Below are 17338 nucleotides of genomic sequence, written 5' to 3' on the forward strand. Positions count from 1 at the left end.
GCGGTCTTGCTGAACATCAAAAAATGCTCAATTGAAGGCGGAAGGTATGGATTTTTCGACGCTGCGGCACCTATGGGATGGTGCGAGCTCCGAGCAGTTGATCGCACCCATAGTGGTTGTTGGGTTTGTTGCCATTTTGTGCACTTGTTATTTTTTCCACTATTTCTACAAATCTTTCGGTCTTAGTGGCCAGCTGAAGCGTTTGATCAAGACCTTGCAGAGCGCAAAAACAGCTCTCCCGCCACTTCGTCGATCAGAGCTGGAACGTCTGTTCAAAGACACCAAGCTGGAGCATTCCTGGCGCGAATATGCTGAAACGCTGCACGACCAGTTCGAGCTCAAGGAAGGCGAGCAGCTACTTGTCCGATCGCGAGCTACCGCCGCAGCAGCGCACTTCTTCTCACCGCAAAGTGTGGTTGATACCCCACTGCGGACCGAATTCTATAAACACCTGCCTGGCATTTTGACCGGAATCGGTATTGTCGGAACCTTCTTCGGCTTGATGTTAGGCCTCCAGCACTTTGACCCGAGCACACCTGAACAGGTTAACGCCAGCGTCGATAAACTGTTGAAAGACGTGTTGTTCGCTTTCTTTGGCTCCTTCATTTCAATCATGGCCTCTATCGGCGTCACGCTCACTGAAAAGTGGCGCCTGGGACAATGCTACAAACTGCTTGAGGAACTCAACGAAACAATCGACGGCCTTTTCGACAGTGGAGTCGGTGAGGAATACCTGGCTGAGCTGGTGCGCTCCAGTGCTGAAAGCTCGGTGCAAACCCGACAGCTGAAGGACAGCCTAGTTACTGATCTGCGGGAAATGCTACAGAACCTGGTTGATACCCAGGTCCGTGAAAGCCTCAAATTGGCAGATACCTTGTCGACGACCTACCGTGACTCGGGGCAGCTGCTGGCCGACCAGGTGAGCGGCGCAATTGAAAATAGCCTCAAGTCGCCGCTTGAAGCCATCGCGGGGGCCGTGCAGGCCGCCAGTGGCGATCAGTCCGGGCAGGTACAGAACCTGCTTCAGGATGTTCTGGTGGCGTTTATGAACAAGCTGGAAGGTACGTTCGGCCAGCAGTTCAATGGCCTGCACGAGTTGATGGGCCAGTCGGTTGCCGCCATGCAGTCGATGCAGCAGGGCTTCTCGACGCTGATCCAGGATATGCGTTCGGCTAGCGAGTCCTCGAATCAAAACAGTTCGACCATGATTGCCCAGCTACTGGCCGATATGCAGGCCGGACAAAACGCCATGCAAGCGGGGATGAACGAGATGCTCGCCAATCTGCAGGCTTCGGTTGCCCGTATCGGCAACGAAGGGGAGGGGGCTGGCGCTCGAATGGCCGAGCAACTGGAGAAGCTGTTTGCTCAAAGCGAGGCTCGCCAACAGGCAATGGCTGAGAATCTCCAGGCTTTTGTCGAGTCGATCAAACAGAGCATCGGCCAAGGCCAACAGGAAACCATGTCCAAGATTGCAGGCTCGGTCGAGGTGCTGGGTGAGCAGCTCTCTGCAGTCTTCAAGCAACTGGAACAGGGCCAGCAGCAGATGGATCAATCTACCCGCGCCGCCCAGGCTGACCTGCACCAAGGTACCCGCGAACTGGTGGGCGGCCTCGACGAGCAGGTCAAGGCTTTGCTGCAGACCGTTTCCGAGCAACAGAAGTCCGCCCAGGACACCATAAATGCATTGAGCGCCCAGACAGAGCAGCATCTGCACAGCATGCAGCTAGGCGCGGACAAGATGCGGGCGGCGGCTGAGCGATTTGAAACCGCCGGACAAAGTGTTGCGCGAGCCAGTGAGTCAACTGCGGGGTTGATGGGTACAGTTCAGGGTGCAGGGGCTGAGCTCGCACAGGCGTCGCGTGAGCTGAATACCGTTGTCGCGGACTACCGGAACAATCGTGAAGCGTTAGCGAAAACGCTCGCTGTCATCGAAGGGGTAGTTGCCAGTGCTCAAGGGGAAGCCAGCGGTCGCAACCAATATCTCCAGGACCTGAAGGTTCAGAGCGAACGGATGCAGGCGCTTAACCGCGAAGTGTATGAATACCTCGAAAACATCAGTGGTGTGCTGGGTAACGGCTTCAAGGAATTCGGTGAAGGCATGGACCGGGCGTTGAGACAAACCCTGGGCAGCCTCGACACCGAGCTCGATAAAGCAGTCAAGAGCCTCGCTGGCGGTGTGGAAGGGGTCAAGGAAAGTCTCGAAGATTTCGGCGACATCATGGAACGTATCAGGCGGTAACGGAGGCTAGTCGATGTTTGGTAAGCAAATGCCTTCGGCTGCCCGTTCAAAGGACGAGGGAGAGAAGCCTTTCTGGATTTCCTTCGCTGATTTGATGACCGCGATGATGATTCTGTTTCTTGTAGTCATGGTGGCGGCTTTGAGTTCTGTGACGCAGCGTATCAATCAGGCGGAGCAGGGGGAGAAGCAGCGTAGCAAGGACATCAGTCAGATTTGCGAGCACCTGAGCCTCAAGGCGAAGACTGCCAGCAAGACCATCGTCGTGGACTGCAAGGACAACCGGATCAGCTTCGGCGATGCTGGTCGCTTTGGGCATAACCAGTACGCGCTGAGCAACGATGGCCAATCGGCACTTCAGGAGGTCGTGCCGATGATTCTGGACGCGGCCAACAGTGAAGAGGGGCGCAAGTGGTTCAAGCAGGTCGTGATCGAGGGGTCTACCGATACCGACGGTTCCTACCTGTATAACTTGCACCTGTCACTGCAGCGTTCGGAGTGGGTGATGTGCAGCCTGCTCGATAGTCGCAGCCCGCTCCAGGTCGGATTGTCGCCGGAGCATCAGCAGCAAATCAGATCGATGTTTCTGGCGGGTGGCGTGTCCTTCAATAATGCAAAGGACACCAAGGAAGAAAGCCGGCGAGTGGAGTTGCGCATGCAGTTTTTTGGCTTGAAGGAGAAGGAGGGCAATCTCAAGCCTGATGTGCCGGTGTTCACTAATACTGATGTGGAAAAATGTCAGTTGGCGATGAACCGATGAGCAGCTCGATCGCGAGGCTTTCCGCCGCCATTAGCCAAAGCCTGTCAGCTCATCGCACAGTGCATGCCCCAGAGCCGTTGGAGCGCTTCCCTCGTCTGACTGCTGCGGGAGTCGACCTATACGAGCGGTTCGAGCGCGCTGAAAAGGCCTTGCCGCCACCCGAAGAAAAGCGCCGTGCTGCGATAAGCAAATTTCGCAATGTAGTACCACTTAACGCCTCGGAATGGCGCTTGGTGTTCGCCGGCCTTTCAGACAAGAGTGAGCGAGTTGGGCCGATACTGGACGATGACCAGCTTTACGCCCGGGTGCATAAAGAAGTTCATAGGCGTATTGAGAAGCGAGAACTGAGCCGCCGGGACTGGTTGGCGCTGTGCTTCAGCTACTTTGGATACGACGCTGCTACGCCTCAGCAGAATGCCAATTGGTGCCTGCTACGTGAAGATGTTCAGCTCGGTTTCGAATGTGTCCGAGACCAGCAGAAGCGTGTGAAGGAATGGGTGCAGATCGTTCAGCAGCATCAGGAGCTTTTTTCCGAGCAAGCAGGTGCCACGCTGGGTGACCAGATGTTCAAGGGCGAGATCAGCGACCTTTCGGCATTGCAGACGATTGCACAGATCCCCGACAAAAGTTGGCTGTGGAACAGGATTTTTAACGTACTGGTTTCTCGTATTTTCTTGTTGGATGACGCTGAGTTCTCTCAGCGTTTAGCCGACTTGGTTGACATCGGCCGGCAGCATCAGGGTTACATGAATCAGATTCTGAGTGCATGTCTGTCGCGTTACCACTTGGCAGCTTATCGGGAGAAACCATCGTCGCTGCTCAAACAGCTCGCGCTCGACAATTGGGGTAGTCCGCAGATCCGCTCCAGGCAAAACAGCTGGCTGCAGTATGTCGAAAAAGATGTCTGTGCGATGGTCGTAGCCTGGTTTGCGAAGGAGGATCTGGAGCACTTCTTCAACCTGCTGAAGGGCGATGATGACGTAGACCAGTCACGCCTTTTCTACTGGCTGCGGTTTGCCAACCAGATGAGCTACACCAGAATCATCATGGGCTCGGATGCATGGAGTAACGAAGGTCGAGACTTTGCTCATTTCCGTGAGAAGAACAAAGGGCGTCTTGGCCGGCTGATAGGCGCAGCTGGTCATAACAATGCTGTCGTCATGCAGATCGGGAACTACTTTTTCGTGGAGTTCTCGGGAATGGGCGCCTGCTATGTGTATCAGGCAGACAAAGCTCCGTTTGATCCAGAAAAGTCCCAGCTTGGACTCGCTACCGAAATTAAGCAGCGCCATCTTGTGGTGGAGTGGATGCGTCACTTCCCGGCGCCGAGCCGCTCAGATCGCGTTGAGGGATGGCTGATCAAGTTCGATGACACCCTAGAGAGACTGGGTATTCGTATTCAAAGCCAGGGGGTAGAGCCTGTCACGTCAAGACTGCTGTCGTTTGACTATCAGCTTCGTGAGTCCATGAGGTCAGTAAAACACACGCTCCAAGATCGACGTGCGCAGGGCGGTGCAATCCATATTCAACTCGAAGAAAATGATCAGGCTGCAACCATCGCCCTCCGGCGATTGGGCTTCAAGCCCGAGAACAATAAGCCACTACGGTTCTGGAGAGAGTAATGCTCAAGCGTTTCCTCAAAGGCATCGGCCTGCAGCCGAACTCGGCAGCAGAAAGTACTGAGCCGGTTTTTTCCATTGAAGAGCAGGGCATCTGTTATCCCCTGAGCTTGGCGGAGAACACGGAGTCCTGGTCGCTGGCGAGTTATCTTGATCAGCTGGAAGAAGAGGAGTTTGTCTCCCAGTTGAGCGATCGCTGGCTCTTGACGTGGGATGAGCTCTACCGGCTGCTGGATGAGCCCGAGCACGTGACAAGCCTGCCGCTATTAGGTTTGCCGCCGCAGACAGCTCTCATCCCTCAATTGAGCAGCCAGGGCAGCCTTGCCTCCGACGATTTCAAGGTCTCCATCAGTGGTTGGCGTGATCCGCAGTCCAATGCCAACGTGCAGGTGCAGCGAACGGGGGCCATTGTTCAGTATCAGGGCGCTACAGAAATGCTGCCAGAGGCATCCTGGAAACTGACCGGTGCGGTACGACAGCTTTATCTGGCACAACAAAATGAGCCCGGTGAAGTAACCAACCAGATCGGCTGGGCCAGCATCAGAAAGCTGGCGCGCAAGGCTGGCGCTGGCATGGATGGCTTCCTGGACAAGACTGTCGTTATCAAACCCGAGAAGCTGCGACTTAACCCACGAAAGTCGACGCTAGGCGATACACCGGTTATCGAGTTGCAACCGAGCTTCGAGGGCCAGCCGGCCAACTGGCTTGAGAGTTTTGACGGTGCCAAGCAGGTTCAGGATCGATACCGGGTAACGGGGGACGATGGCTCGTTGACTCATGTTCTGATTGAACCTGAAGTCAAATCGGTATTGGACTACGTGCGCTCGCTGCCCGGGCGTCGGGTTGCTGGCGACGATGCCCTTTCATTCGTCCGTAACCCTTACAGCACACTCGGCGAAAGTGCCGCGCAAGTGCTGGATGCCGAGGACTATGAAGACGAGCTCGCCGAGGCGGGTATTTTCTTTCATCGTTTCCATCTGGAACCCCAACTGGATGAAGCGGGCCAGCGTATCGAGCAGGTAACGCTGACGCTCGAAGCGATTTCTCCAACCCCGCAAGCGCCCATCGAAATTGAGTTCAAAGCGGCCCATGAGTTCGCGCCGCTGGTGCATGAACTGCACCTGAAGTTGGCCGCCGGCATGCCTGCAGGCTTCTGGCAGGGCTATGAGCTGGAACTCAGCGATTTTGATTTGCGCCAGTTGGCAGGCATCAATGACCTGCTCAAGCGTTGGCAAAACGAAGCGGCCGGAATCGAGTTTGAATCGGTCCTGGACCTTTCTCTCTACGGCGACCGTGTGACAGGCATTGGTGAGGCGGAAAGAATTACTTCGCCTTTCCTGGTCAAAGAGGCGACCGAGAATTGGCTGCCGAAAGATGTGGCAGCGCTGGGCATCGACGCAGAAATCCTGGGTCGGTGGGATCCTTCCGATCGTGCTCAATTTGAAGCGTTTGGGCAGCGGCTGGATGAAGCACGCGCTGCCGGTGATGACACGGTCTGTTTGCCAGAGTCCGAGACACCACTCTCGATTGCCGCAGCAGAACAACTGTTGGATGCCTGGTCGAAGAAGATTGTACCTGTCGAGACCGGCCAGGTTGAGCAACGGGAGAAAGTTGGCCGCGCCGTACTGCAAATCGGTCACAACATTGACGAGCCGACTTACGTACAGGTACGTCAAGCAGCGCTACGCGCCGCTTTGGATGCAACGCCAGAGTTGCCTGGTTTGCTCAAGCCTGAAGTCGTTCTGCGTGACCATCAGTTGCAAGGCGTGGCGTGGTTGCAGCATTTGTTCCGCTTGTCCCCCACGGACGTATCGGGTTGCTTGCTCGCTGATGACATGGGGCTTGGGAAAACGATCCAGTTGCTCACCTTCCTGGTCTGGTACCTGGAACAGTACCCAAACGATCAGCCAACACTGATCGTCGCTCCGGTTTCGTTGCTCGATAACTGGGAGCGAGAGCTTCACCGTTTCTTCTTTGCTGATGCGCTGCCTGTATTGAAGCTGTACGGCTCAGCCTTGAGTACAGTGAAGTTCAAGAAAGATGAAATCCCAGCGGACTTGAAAGCCAAAGGCATCAAGAACCTGCTGCGCCCAGGTTGGATGGGTGATGCCCGAATCGTCCTGACGACTTACGAGACACTGCGTGATCAGGAGTTTTCCCTGGCGCGCCAGCAATGGTCCATCGTCGTGTGTGACGAAGCTCAGAAGCTGAAGAACCCGGCGGCACTGGTGACTCAGGCCATCAAAGCCATTCCCGCACGGTTCCGAGTGGCGTGTACCGGTACGCCGGTCGAGAACACCCTGATCGATCTCTGGTGCCTATTCGACTTCATTCAGCCAGGATTCTTAGGCGGCTTGAACCAGTTCGGTCGCGACTATCAGCGCCCCATCGAGGCCGCACTAGAGCGTGATACGGATGCGCTGGAACGCCTGCGTGGGCTTATCGAACCGCAGACTTTGCGGCGGACCAAGCAGGACATCGCCAAGGACCTGCCGGCCAAAATCGAAGACGCAGCATGCCGTTCACTTGGCATGCATACTCTGCAGCGTAACCTGTATCTGTCCGAAATTTCCGCATACAGCCAGAAGCAGCAGATCGAAGAGCAGCTCGATCAGAAGACCTCGGGCATGCTGGGCTTGCTGCACAAGCTCAAGCTGATTTGTGCCCATCCTTACAGCGTTCAGCCAGACACGAGGTTGCGCGACAACTCGCCGAAGCTTCAGTGGCTGATGCAGACGCTCGAGTCGATCAAAAGGGCCGGCAACGGCGACAAGGTCATCGTCTTTACCGAGTTGCGAGATATTCAGCGGGAATTGCAGCATGCGATTCAGCAGCATTTCGGGTTTCGGGCGACGGTCATCAATGGTGATACCAGTACCAGCAGTCAGAGCGCCAATAGCCGGCAGAGGCTGATCGATCAATTCCAGGAGCTGCCAGGTTTCGCCGTCATCATCCTGTCCACCATCGCCGTCGGATTCGGGGTGAATGTGCAGGCCGCCAACCACGTCATTCACTTCACGCGCTGCTGGAACCCGGCCAAGGAAGATCAGGCGACCGATCGGGCCTATCGGATTGGGCAGCAGAAGGATGTGTATGTGTACTATCCGACGGTTCGAGATGCAGCGATGCCGACGTTTGAGGCGACGCTGGATGAACTTTTGAGTAAGCGACGGGCGTTGGCGCGGGATATGTTGAGTGGGGCTTCGGAGCTTCAGGCTTCGGATTTTGAGGGATTGCTGGGGGCGCGGTGAAGGCTAAGCCTTTAATTAATCAAAATCACAATCGAATTAGAACGGTGACGGCCAGCCTCGACACACTGTTAATGCCTGCCTCCCTATGCGGGGTTACTAAGCTATGTGTCAATTATGGGTGCAGGTTGTTCATTACTGCATTGGCAATTGCGGAGCTTTCAGCCGCCTGAGGGGTTTCTAACGCAGTATCGCCAGCGAGGCCTGCCTGGATTGTTTACCTGTGAGCTTGTCCAGTCTTGGCGCCGGCAGCTCAATGGCCTACGGTGCGCTGAAGTTCGCATCGTAGGTCACATACGTCGAAGCAGCTGTGGTGTCCATGATGCCGAGTAGGTTGAGCGAAGAGCTATCCGCCTCGGACTCAGCATCGCATTCTTCGTGACGGCGGCATCGATGGCCTATTGGATTACTCGCATCCGCTATTCTGTGAGCCGAACTGCCTTTGCTTTCTCACTGTGGGCAGCCTCCGGCAGCTTCAGGACAGACGGAAGATTGGGGTGATCCAGCGGCGTGATCCAATCGCACGGGGGAATGTGCATTTCGCCATGCGCTGGCGTCACAACGCCGCGCGAGTAGCTTGAGTGGAATACTGGTTTTACCTCTGTGCAAAAAAGCCGCGTGTTGATAGGGCGCGAGCTTTACCCATGCTGGCTGGATAGATATTGTGACGTCGTTCGCACACAGTTAGGTCAAAGAGCCATCAGGGACGTAATCAAGGGTTCTAGCGTACACTTTTACGCCGTCCCAATAATCGCCTCGCCAACCAGATATGCGAGGTCAATTCAGTTCAACGGGACGGATACATGGACAAGAATTCACTGACTGAGCGCGACATCTGCAGCAAATACATCACGCCGGCCATCACCGCAGCGGGCTGGGATTTGCACAAGCAGGTCCGTGAGGAAGTCAGCTTTACCAAGGGCCGCATCATCGTCCGTGGCAAGCTGCACAGCCGGGGCGAATCGCGCCGCGCAGACTACATCCTGTATCACCAGGCCAACCTGCCGCTGGCGGTTATCGAAGCCAAGGACAATAAGCACTCCCTCGGCGCCGGCATGCAGCAGGCGCTCGGTTATGCCGAGGCGCTGGATGTGCCGTTCGTGTTCTCCAGCAACGGTGACGGTTTTCTTTTCCATGATCGCAGTGGCACCGGCGCGCAGAAGGAAACCGAGCTGAGCCTGGAGCAGTTCCCCAGCCCCGAGGAGTTGTGGCAGCGCTACTGCCAGTGGAAGGGCCTGAGTGGCGAAAGCCAGCAGAAAGCCGAAGCCCCGTATTACGACGACGGCTCCGGGCGCATGCCGCGCTACTACCAGATGAATGCCATCAACCGCACCGTTGAGGCCGTGGCGCGTGGGCAGGATCGCATCCTGTTGGTCATGGCCACCGGCACCGGCAAGACCTACACGGCCTTCCAGATCATCTGGCGCTTGTGGAAGTCCGGGCAGAAGAAACGCATCCTCTTCCTCGCCGACCGCAACATCCTCGTCGACCAGACCAAGAACAACGACTTCAAGCCCTTCGGCCAGGCGATGACCAAGATTGCCAAACGGCAGATCGAAAAGTCCTACGAAATTTACCTGTCGCTCTATCAGGCCGTGACCGGCAACGAAGAAGAGAAGAATGTCTACAAGCAGTTTTCCCGCGACTTCTTCGACCTCGTGGTGATCGACGAATGCCACCGAGGCAGCGCCTCCGAAGACTCGGCCTGGCGCGAGATTCTCGACTACTTCTCCGGTGCCACCCACATCGGCCTAACCGCTACGCCGAAGGAGACCAAAGAGGTTTCCAGCATCACCTACTTCGGTGAGCCGGTGTACAGCTACACCCTCAAGCAAGGCATCGAAGATGGCTTCCTCGCCCCGTACAAAGTGGTGCGCATCGACTTCGACAAAGACCTGCAAGGCTGGCGCCCGCCCAAGGGCACGCGCGACAAGAACGGTGAGCTGATCGAAGATCGCGTCTATGACCTCAAGGACATGGACCGCGACCTGGTGATCGAAGCGCGCACCCAGTTGGTCGCCCGCAAGGTGACCGAATACCTGACCGCCACCGACCCCTTCCAGAAAACCATCATCTTCTGCGACGACATTGACCACGCCGAGCGCATGCGCCAGGCCCTGGTCAACCTCAACCCCAAGCGCGTTGAGGAAAACCGCAAATACGTGATGCGCATTACCGGCGACGACAAGGAAGGCAAGGCTGAGCTGGACAACTTCATCAACCCCGAGTCGCGCTACCCGGTGATCGCCACCACCAGCAAACTCATGACCACCGGCGTTGATGCCCAGACCTGCAAACTGGTGGTGCTCGACCAGCACATCAAATCCATGACCGAGTTCAAGCAAATCATCGGTCGTGGCACCCGTATCAACGAGGATTACGGCAAGTACTGGTTCACCATCATGGACTTCAAGAAAGCCACCGAACTGTTTGCCGACCCGGCCTTCGACGGTGAGCCGGTGGTGATCTACAACCCCGAGGGCGACTCCTCACCAGTGCCGCCGGAAGAAACCGAGGGCGAAGAGGGTGACGTGACCGACGGTGGTGCTGGGGCAACCGAAGGTGACGAAACCACCGGCGGCGCTGACGACGATGGCGGCAAGAAGCGCGTCAAATACGTGATCAACAACGTCGCTGTGCAAGTCATTGCAGAGCGCGTGCAGTACTATGGCCCGGACGGCAAGCTGATCACCGAATCGCTACGCGACTACACACGTACCTGCGTTAAGAAACAGTTTGCCTCGCTGGATGACTTCCTGCGCCACTGGAGCGATGCCGAACAGAAGAAGGTCATCATCGATGAGCTGGCCGCTCAAGGTGTGATGTGGGAAGCGCTGGACGACGAAGTCTCAGCCAAGCGCGGCCAGCCGCTCGATCCGTTCGACCTGATCTGCCATATCGCCTTCGACCAGCCGCCGCTCACCCGCAAGGAGCGCGCCGAGCAGGTGAAAAAGCGCAACTACTTCGCCAAATACTCCGGCGCCGCCCGCCAGGTACTGGAAGCCCTGCTCGACAAATACGCCGACACCGGCGTCGAGCACATCGAAGACATCAAGATCCTTCAGCTGGCTCCATTCAGCCAGATCGGTGCGCCGATTGAGCTGGTCAAGGCCTTTGGCGGCAAACCGGGCTATCAGCAGGCCATTCAGGAGCTTGAGCGACAGCTCTACGGATAACCGATGCCCAAACTTAATTCATTTGAAATCGCAGCTGCGCTCATCCGTAAGGGCTTTGTTCAGACCGTCAAAAATCAACATGCTAACGGGTATGAGCATCCTGATTTTAACGGTCGTGTATTCGTCAAAATGAGCAAAACGGGTGCTTCTGTTGCCAAGCAGCCCTTCCTCATTCATCCAGAACATGTCACCGCAGGTAAATGGGACTACATCAAGGCACTTTCCCCTTCGTTACCAAATACCGGGTATCGAAACACCAACATGACGGGTTATCCCGCCGTAGCTGGCTCTGACAGTAAACTAGCAATTGCATTGGATATCGCTACAGAGGCCGATCTTCATCAACTGCTTGATCTACTCGGTTATACATCCTCTGTTTCTGCCCTCCAGTCCGCGGCTGCTAAATCTTCGGTCTCAACAGAGGAATTTCTAAACGAACCCAACCTCACCGACACCGAACGCGATGCGCTGATGAAAGCGCGCATCGGCCAGAGCGGCTACCGCGACGACCTGCTTGCCTATTGGGGCGGCTGTGCGATTACTGACTGCTGCGTACCGGAGTTGTTGCGGGCCTCGCATATAAAACCCTGGCATGCTGCCAGCCCGACCGAACGGCTTGATCCGTTCAATGGGCTGTTGCTCACCCCCAATCTTGATCTGGCCTTCGACCGTGGCCTGATCAGCTTTGATGATCAGGGGCAGATTCTCCTCGGCGAGGATCTCGACCCCGACAGCGCCCGTGCGCTCAACATCACCCCTTGTCTGCGCTTGCGCCAGATCAAGCCGCAGCATCGCGGTTATCTGGCCTGGCACCGTGAACACCTTTTCAGGAAGTAAGCATGTCCATCAGCAGCACCATTAAATCCATCCAGGACATCATGCGCAAAGACGTCGGCGTCGACGGTGATGCGCAGCGTATCGGCCAGCTTGTGTGGATATTGTTCCTGAAAATTTTCGACGACCGCGAGCAGGAGTGGGAGCTGCTGGATGACGACTACCGCTCGCCGATTCCGGAGAGCTGCCGCTGGCGCACCTGGGCGGCCAACCCGGAGGGCATCACCGGTGATGCACTGAAGGATTTCATCGACAACAACCTGTTCCCGCAGCTGCAGAACCTCCACGAATACAGCACCACGCCGGCCACCTATGTGGTGCGTGGCGTGTTCGAGGATGCCTACAACTACATGAAGTCTGGCCAGTTGATCCGCCAGGTCATCAACAAGATTCAGGAAGGGGTGGACTTCAACAAGGCGCAGGAGCGCCACGCCTTTGGCGACATGTATGAGCAACTGCTGCGCGACCTGCAGAACGCCGGCAATGCTGGTGAGTTCTACACCCCGCGCCCAGTCACCGAATTCATGGTGCGCATGGTCGACCCCAAGCTGGACGAAAAGGTCTTGGACCCGGCCTGCGGCACTGGCGGCTTCCTCACCTGCAGCATCGAGCACAAGCGCAAGCGTTATGTGCAAACCGCCGAAGACGAGCGCATCCTGCAGGCGAGCATCTTCGGCGTGGAGAAAAAACCGCTGCCGCACCTGCTGGCCACCACCAACATGATCCTGCACGGCATTGAGGTGCCTAACCAGATCAAGCATGACAACACCCTGGGGCGCCCGCTGATCAGTTGGGGCCCAGCAGAGCGGGTCGACTGCATCGTCGCCAACCCGCCGTTCGGCGGCATGGAAGAAGACGGCATCGAAACCAACTTCCCGACTACTTTCCGTACCCGCGAAACCGCCGACCTGTTCCTGGTGCTGATCATGCACCTGCTCAAGGACGGCGGCCGCGCCGCCGTGGTGCTGCCCGACGGCTTCCTCTTTGGTGAAGGCATCAAGAGCCGCATCAAGGAAAAGCTGCTCACAGAATGCAACCTGCACACCATCGTCCGCCTGCCCAACGGCGTGTTCAACCCTTACACCAGCATTAAGACCAACCTGCTGTTCTTCACCAAGGGCACACCGACCAAGGACGTATGGTTCTACGAGCACCAGTACCCGGCCGGTTACAAAAGCTACACCAAGACCAGACCTATGCGCGTCGAGGAGTTCGCCGTCGAAGAAGCCTGGTGGGGCAGCGAGGCCGATGGCTTTGTCGCACGCCAGGAGAACGAGTTCGCCTGGAAAGTCAGCTTTGACGAGTTGCAAAACCGCAACTGGAACCTCGACTGCAAGAACCCTCACGTCGGCGAGCAGATTAGCCACGACCCGGACGAACTGCTGCGTGACTATGCCGCGCTGCAAGGCGAGATTGGCGTACTGCGCGACCAGCTCAAGGCCGTGCTGGCCGAGGCCTTTGCCGCACAGGCGGCGGAGCGTGAAGTATGAGCGCAGTACTGACTGACAACCTGCCGCTGCTGGCCGGCGCGCCCAATGGCATCAAAAAGCTGCGCGAACTGATTCTGGAGCTGGCGGTGCGCGGCAAGCTGGTGCCGCAAGATCCGAGTGATGAGCCGGCCAGTGAGCTGCTAAAGCGGATTGCCGAGGAAAAGGCGCGGTTGGTCGCTGAGGGGAAGATCAATAAGCAAAAGCTGCTGGCAGCGATTACTGAGGAAGAAATACCATACGATCTGCCAGATACCTGGGCGTGTGTAAGACTTCCAGAGGTCTATTACTTGGTATCGGTCAGCGGTAATAAGCTGCTGTCCTCCCAAATTAGTGAGAAAGGAATATTTCCTGTCGTCGACCAAGGGAAACGGTTTGTTGCTGGCTACACCGACGACGAGTCCCTATTGATTCGACTCCCCGGCCCAGTTGTTGTGTTTGGTGACCACACGACGGAGCGAAAATACGTTGACTTTGATTTTGTTGCTGGGGCTGATGGCGTCAAAATTCTCAGACCAGTTTTGCTAAATGAGAAGTTCTTCTGGTGGCATCTGGTTGGTTTAAAGCTAGAAGCCAGAGGGTATGCGCGGCACTTCAAGGTTTTGAATGATGCTTTCTTTGCGCTGCCTCCCAAGGCCGAACAGTCGCGCATTGTCGCCAAAGTCGATGAGCTGATGGCCCTGTGCGACCGGCTGGAAGCCCGGCAAGGCGATGCCGATAGTGCCCATGCCCAACTGGTGCAGGCGCTGCTGAACAGCCTGACTCAGTCCCGCGATGCCGGGGACTTTGCGCAAAGCTGGCAGCGCCTGGCCGAGCACTTCCACACCCTGTTCATCACCGAATCCAGCATCGACGCCCTAACGCAAACTCTGCTGCAACTGGCGGTGATGGGCAAGCTGGTGCCGCAAGATCCTGGTGATGAGCCGGCGCGGGAGTTGTGTAAGCGGATTGACGTCGCGAAACAACGCGTATTGATTGAAACCAAAGCAAGAAAACAAAAAGAGCTAGCTGTCGATACACTGTCAGTGCTCCCTTATAGCGTCCCGAATGGCTGGGAGTGGAAGACTCTAGATTCAGTTTTATATGTGACTGGTGGCGTCACGCTCGGACGTAAACTTGCAGGGCGAAAGCTGGTAATCAAGCCATATCTTCGTGTCGCGAATGTCCAGAGGGGGCACCTTGTCCTTGATCAGATCAAAGAGGTGGAAATTCCAGAGGATGAGCTCGAAAAATATCTCCTGTCGAATGGTGATTTGCTTATTACCGAAGGTGGTGATTGGGACAAGGTCGGACGCACTGCTATTTGGCGTGGAGAAATTTCGGAGTGCTTACACCAAAATCATGTGTTCCGAGCCAGAGCAGTGACAACGGAGTGGGAACCGCGCTGGGCCGAAATTTATCTGAACTCAGCTACAGCTAGAGAGTATTTCGCAGGATCGTCAAAGCAGACAACGAACCTCGCGTCGATCAACATGGCTCAGCTTCGAGCATGCGCTTTTCCGCTACCCCCTCTAGCCGAACAATACCGTATCGTCGCCAAAGTAGATCAACTGATGGCCCTCTGCGACCAACTCAAAGCCCGTCTTAACCAGGCCCGGCAGGTGCACGAGCATCTGGCCAGTGCGCTGGTCGAGCAGGCCGTGGCCTGATTTATCAAGACCACGATAAGGACATCCTATGCGTCCCGACAAGAAAGCCGTCACCGACCTGTTTACCGAGCGCGCGCAGTACCTGATCCCCTTGTTCCAGCGCGGTTACGTGTGGACGCTGAACGAGCAGGTGCAGCCACTGTGGGAAGACTTCGTTGATCGCCTGGAGGCTATCGTCCAGCATCAGGCCGATGCAGCCATGGTCGGAGCTGGCCGGCTCAGGCCGCTACGTCGGCACTTCCTCGGCACCGTGGTGATCGGGAGCCTCAAGGGCGGCAGCAGTGATGCTGTGGGCAACCGCGATGTGATCGACGGCCAGCAGCGTATCACCACCCTGCAGATTCTGTTGCTGGCGTTTCGCGACCTAGTCGCGCCGCTGAAGGACGAAGCGCTGATCTATGACCTCAAGCCGCTAACGCAGAATATCGGCCGCTACCGCCTTGCCAGCGATACCCTCAAGGTACTCCCGACCAATGTCGGTCGCGATGTGATGCAGGCACTGGCCGAGCTGGGCAGCGCCGAAAAGATCTGCGAGCGCTTCCCGGCCAAGGTCGGTCGGCAGTATCAGGAGCGTCCGGCCATGGTGCGCGCCTACCTGTTCTTCCACGCCATGCTGGCCTGCTACCTGCGCGGCCTGCGCTACGATGACCTGTTGCCGGACGCGGCTGCAGATGAAGAGCGCACTGTGGCCCATTCGGTGATTCGCTCCATCGACGCGGATATCTATCTGAAACTGCCTGGCGCCGACCTACCGCTGCAGGTTGAGCGCGCCCATGCGCTGCTGGTCACCCTGCGCGAAGGCTTCCAGATCATGTCACTGGAGCTGGAGGACGAGGACGACCCGCAGATTATCTTCGAAACCCTCAATGCCCGGGGCGCGCCGCTGTTGCCGAGTGACCTGATCCGCAACTTCATCTTCCTCCACGCCACCCGCAACGGCGAGGACGTAGATGAGCTGTATCGCCAGGGCTGGCAGCATTTCGACGAGACGGTAGACACCAGCACTGGCAAGGGCGCCAAGTTCTGGAAGCAGCAGGAGCGGCAGGGCCGCCTGAAGAACTCGCGACTGGACCTGCTGCTTTACCACTACGTGGGCATGCGCAAGTGCGAGGATCTGAAGGTGGCCCACGTATTCAACGAGTTTAAGGACTGGTGGCAGGATGAGTCGCGCGACACTCAGCGCGAGCTGGCGCGCATCACGCACCTGGCGGGGTATTTCCAGACCTTTATAGTGCCGGGGCAGGCGAGTCGCCTCGATCTGTTCTGCCGGCGTCTGAAGCTGTTGGATGTATCCACGGTGACGCCGCTTGTGCTTTATCTACTGGAGCACCATAAGCCGGATTCAGCGGAGTTCCTGCAGGCCATTGGTGATCTGGAGTCTTACTTGGTGCGCCGCTTTATCTGTGGCTACACCACCAAGAGCTACAACCGCACCTTCCTCAACCGCTTGCTGGCGGAGATGGTGCGCGAGCAGAAGACCGATGCCGCGACCCTGCGCGACAAGCTGCTGTCCCTGCAGGGCGACAGCCAATGCTGGCCGGATGACGAGGCCTTCGCTCGTAACTGGTGCCATCGCGCACTTTACCAAGGCCGCAACACTAGCAAGGTCCGTGCGGTTCTCGAGGCGCTGGAACTGTCCATGCGCGGTAGCAAGCAGGAGAGCCTGGTGCTACCTGATGGCCTGACCGTGGAGCATGTGTTGCCGCAGAAATGGCAAACGAACTGGCCGCTGGCCGAGGACACACCAGAGAACCAGGAAAGGCGCCGTCGTCTGCTGCACAGTATCGGCAACCTCACACTGGTGACCCAGGCCTTCAACTCCGCCCTGAGCAACGAACCCTTTGCCATGAAGCGGCAGGAGATCGTGACCACCAGCCTGCTGATGCTCAATATGCACTTCCAGGCGTTTGGTGAGAACGATGCCTGGGAAGAAGCACAAATCGTGTCGCGCTCCGACAAGCTGTTTTCCTATGCCCTGAGCCTCTGGCCTAGACCCTAATCCCCTCAACGTTGAGTTTTTATAGTTACGTCTTGGAGGACTTGAAATGTTGGATCTTCTAACGCTTCTCTGGCCGGATTTTTCGTTGCTGTTCTCAGCAGAAACCAATGGCGTCAGTGCCTGGTTCTGGATTACTACGGCAGCTATCTTCGCTATTTCTGTGATATTTGTCGGGCTTCACGTAGTGTCTTGGAGGCGCGATAAGCTGCTGGTCACAAAAAAACGGATGGCGATCGGCACCAATTCTTTAGCATTTCGTCTTCCTTGCTGACGGCATTTTGCCATTATGCCATTAAGGTTGAAAGAGTGGATTTTGAACAGGTTCACTCA

9 protein-coding genes and 1 pseudogene are annotated in these 17338 nt (G+C 56.7%); all 10 read left to right on the forward strand.

All coding sequences use genetic code 11. From position 1 onward, the window contains the following. Nucleotides 1–46 precede the first annotated feature (46 nt). The 10 genes and pseudogenes from zorA1 (at nucleotide 47) to PspTeo4_RS25020 (ending at nucleotide 17279) form a co-directional block, all read left to right on the forward strand. Nucleotides 47–2239, forward strand: coding sequence for a type I Zorya anti-phage system protein ZorA1 (gene zorA1 / locus PspTeo4_RS24975; protein WP_322366421.1), 2193 nt, complete (start codon nucleotides 47–49; stop codon nucleotides 2237–2239). A gap of 13 nt (nucleotides 2240–2252) precedes the next feature. Beyond that, nucleotides 2253–2996, forward strand: a complete 744-nt coding sequence (gene zorB1, locus PspTeo4_RS24980) for a type I Zorya anti-phage system protein ZorB1 (RefSeq protein WP_110639689.1) — start codon at nucleotides 2253–2255, stop codon at nucleotides 2994–2996. Then, nucleotides 2993–4618, forward strand: a complete 1626-nt coding sequence (zorC, locus tag PspTeo4_RS24985) for a type I Zorya anti-phage system protein ZorC (RefSeq protein ID WP_322366422.1) — start codon at nucleotides 2993–2995, stop codon at nucleotides 4616–4618. Before zorB1 ends, zorC begins: the two co-directional genes overlap by 4 nt. Continuing rightward, nucleotides 4618–7866, forward strand: a complete 3249-nt coding sequence (zorD, locus tag PspTeo4_RS24990; RefSeq protein WP_322366423.1) for a type I Zorya anti-phage system protein ZorD — start codon at nucleotides 4618–4620, stop codon at nucleotides 7864–7866. The genes zorC and zorD overlap by 1 nt, the downstream gene beginning before the upstream one ends. Before the next feature lie 800 nt (nucleotides 7867–8666). Continuing rightward, the gene (gene hsdR, locus PspTeo4_RS24995; protein ID WP_125857366.1) at nucleotides 8667–11039 is read left to right on the forward strand and encodes an EcoAI/FtnUII family type I restriction enzme subunit R; all 2373 of its coding nucleotides are present in this window, start codon (nucleotides 8667–8669) and stop codon (nucleotides 11037–11039) included. 444 nt (nucleotides 11040–11483) lie between these two features. Continuing rightward, nucleotides 11484–11876, forward strand: a pseudogene (locus PspTeo4_RS30075) (HNH endonuclease); the annotation flags it as partial. A gap of 2 nt (nucleotides 11877–11878) precedes the next feature. Continuing rightward, nucleotides 11879–13363, forward strand: a complete 1485-nt coding sequence (locus PspTeo4_RS25005) for a type I restriction-modification system subunit M (RefSeq protein ID WP_125857368.1) — start codon at nucleotides 11879–11881, stop codon at nucleotides 13361–13363. Then, the gene (locus PspTeo4_RS25010; RefSeq protein WP_223811887.1) at nucleotides 13360–15009 is read left to right on the forward strand and encodes a restriction endonuclease subunit S; all 1650 of its coding nucleotides are present in this window, start codon (nucleotides 13360–13362) and stop codon (nucleotides 15007–15009) included. The genes PspTeo4_RS25005 and PspTeo4_RS25010 overlap by 4 nt, the downstream gene beginning before the upstream one ends. A 28-nt stretch (nucleotides 15010–15037) precedes the next feature. Further along, the gene (locus tag PspTeo4_RS25015) at nucleotides 15038–17008 is read left to right on the forward strand and encodes a DUF262 domain-containing HNH endonuclease family protein (RefSeq protein WP_322366424.1); all 1971 of its coding nucleotides are present in this window, start codon (nucleotides 15038–15040) and stop codon (nucleotides 17006–17008) included. A 46-nt stretch (nucleotides 17009–17054) separates the two neighbouring features. Further along, a complete protein-coding gene (locus tag PspTeo4_RS25020; protein WP_322366425.1) occupies nucleotides 17055–17279 on the forward strand; it encodes a hypothetical protein in 225 nt (74 codons plus the stop codon). The last annotated feature ends 59 nt before the right edge of the window (nucleotides 17280–17338 follow it).

It is taken from the genome of Pseudomonas sp. Teo4, assembly GCF_034387475.1.
Lineage (GTDB): Bacteria > Pseudomonadota > Gammaproteobacteria > Pseudomonadales > Pseudomonadaceae > Aquipseudomonas.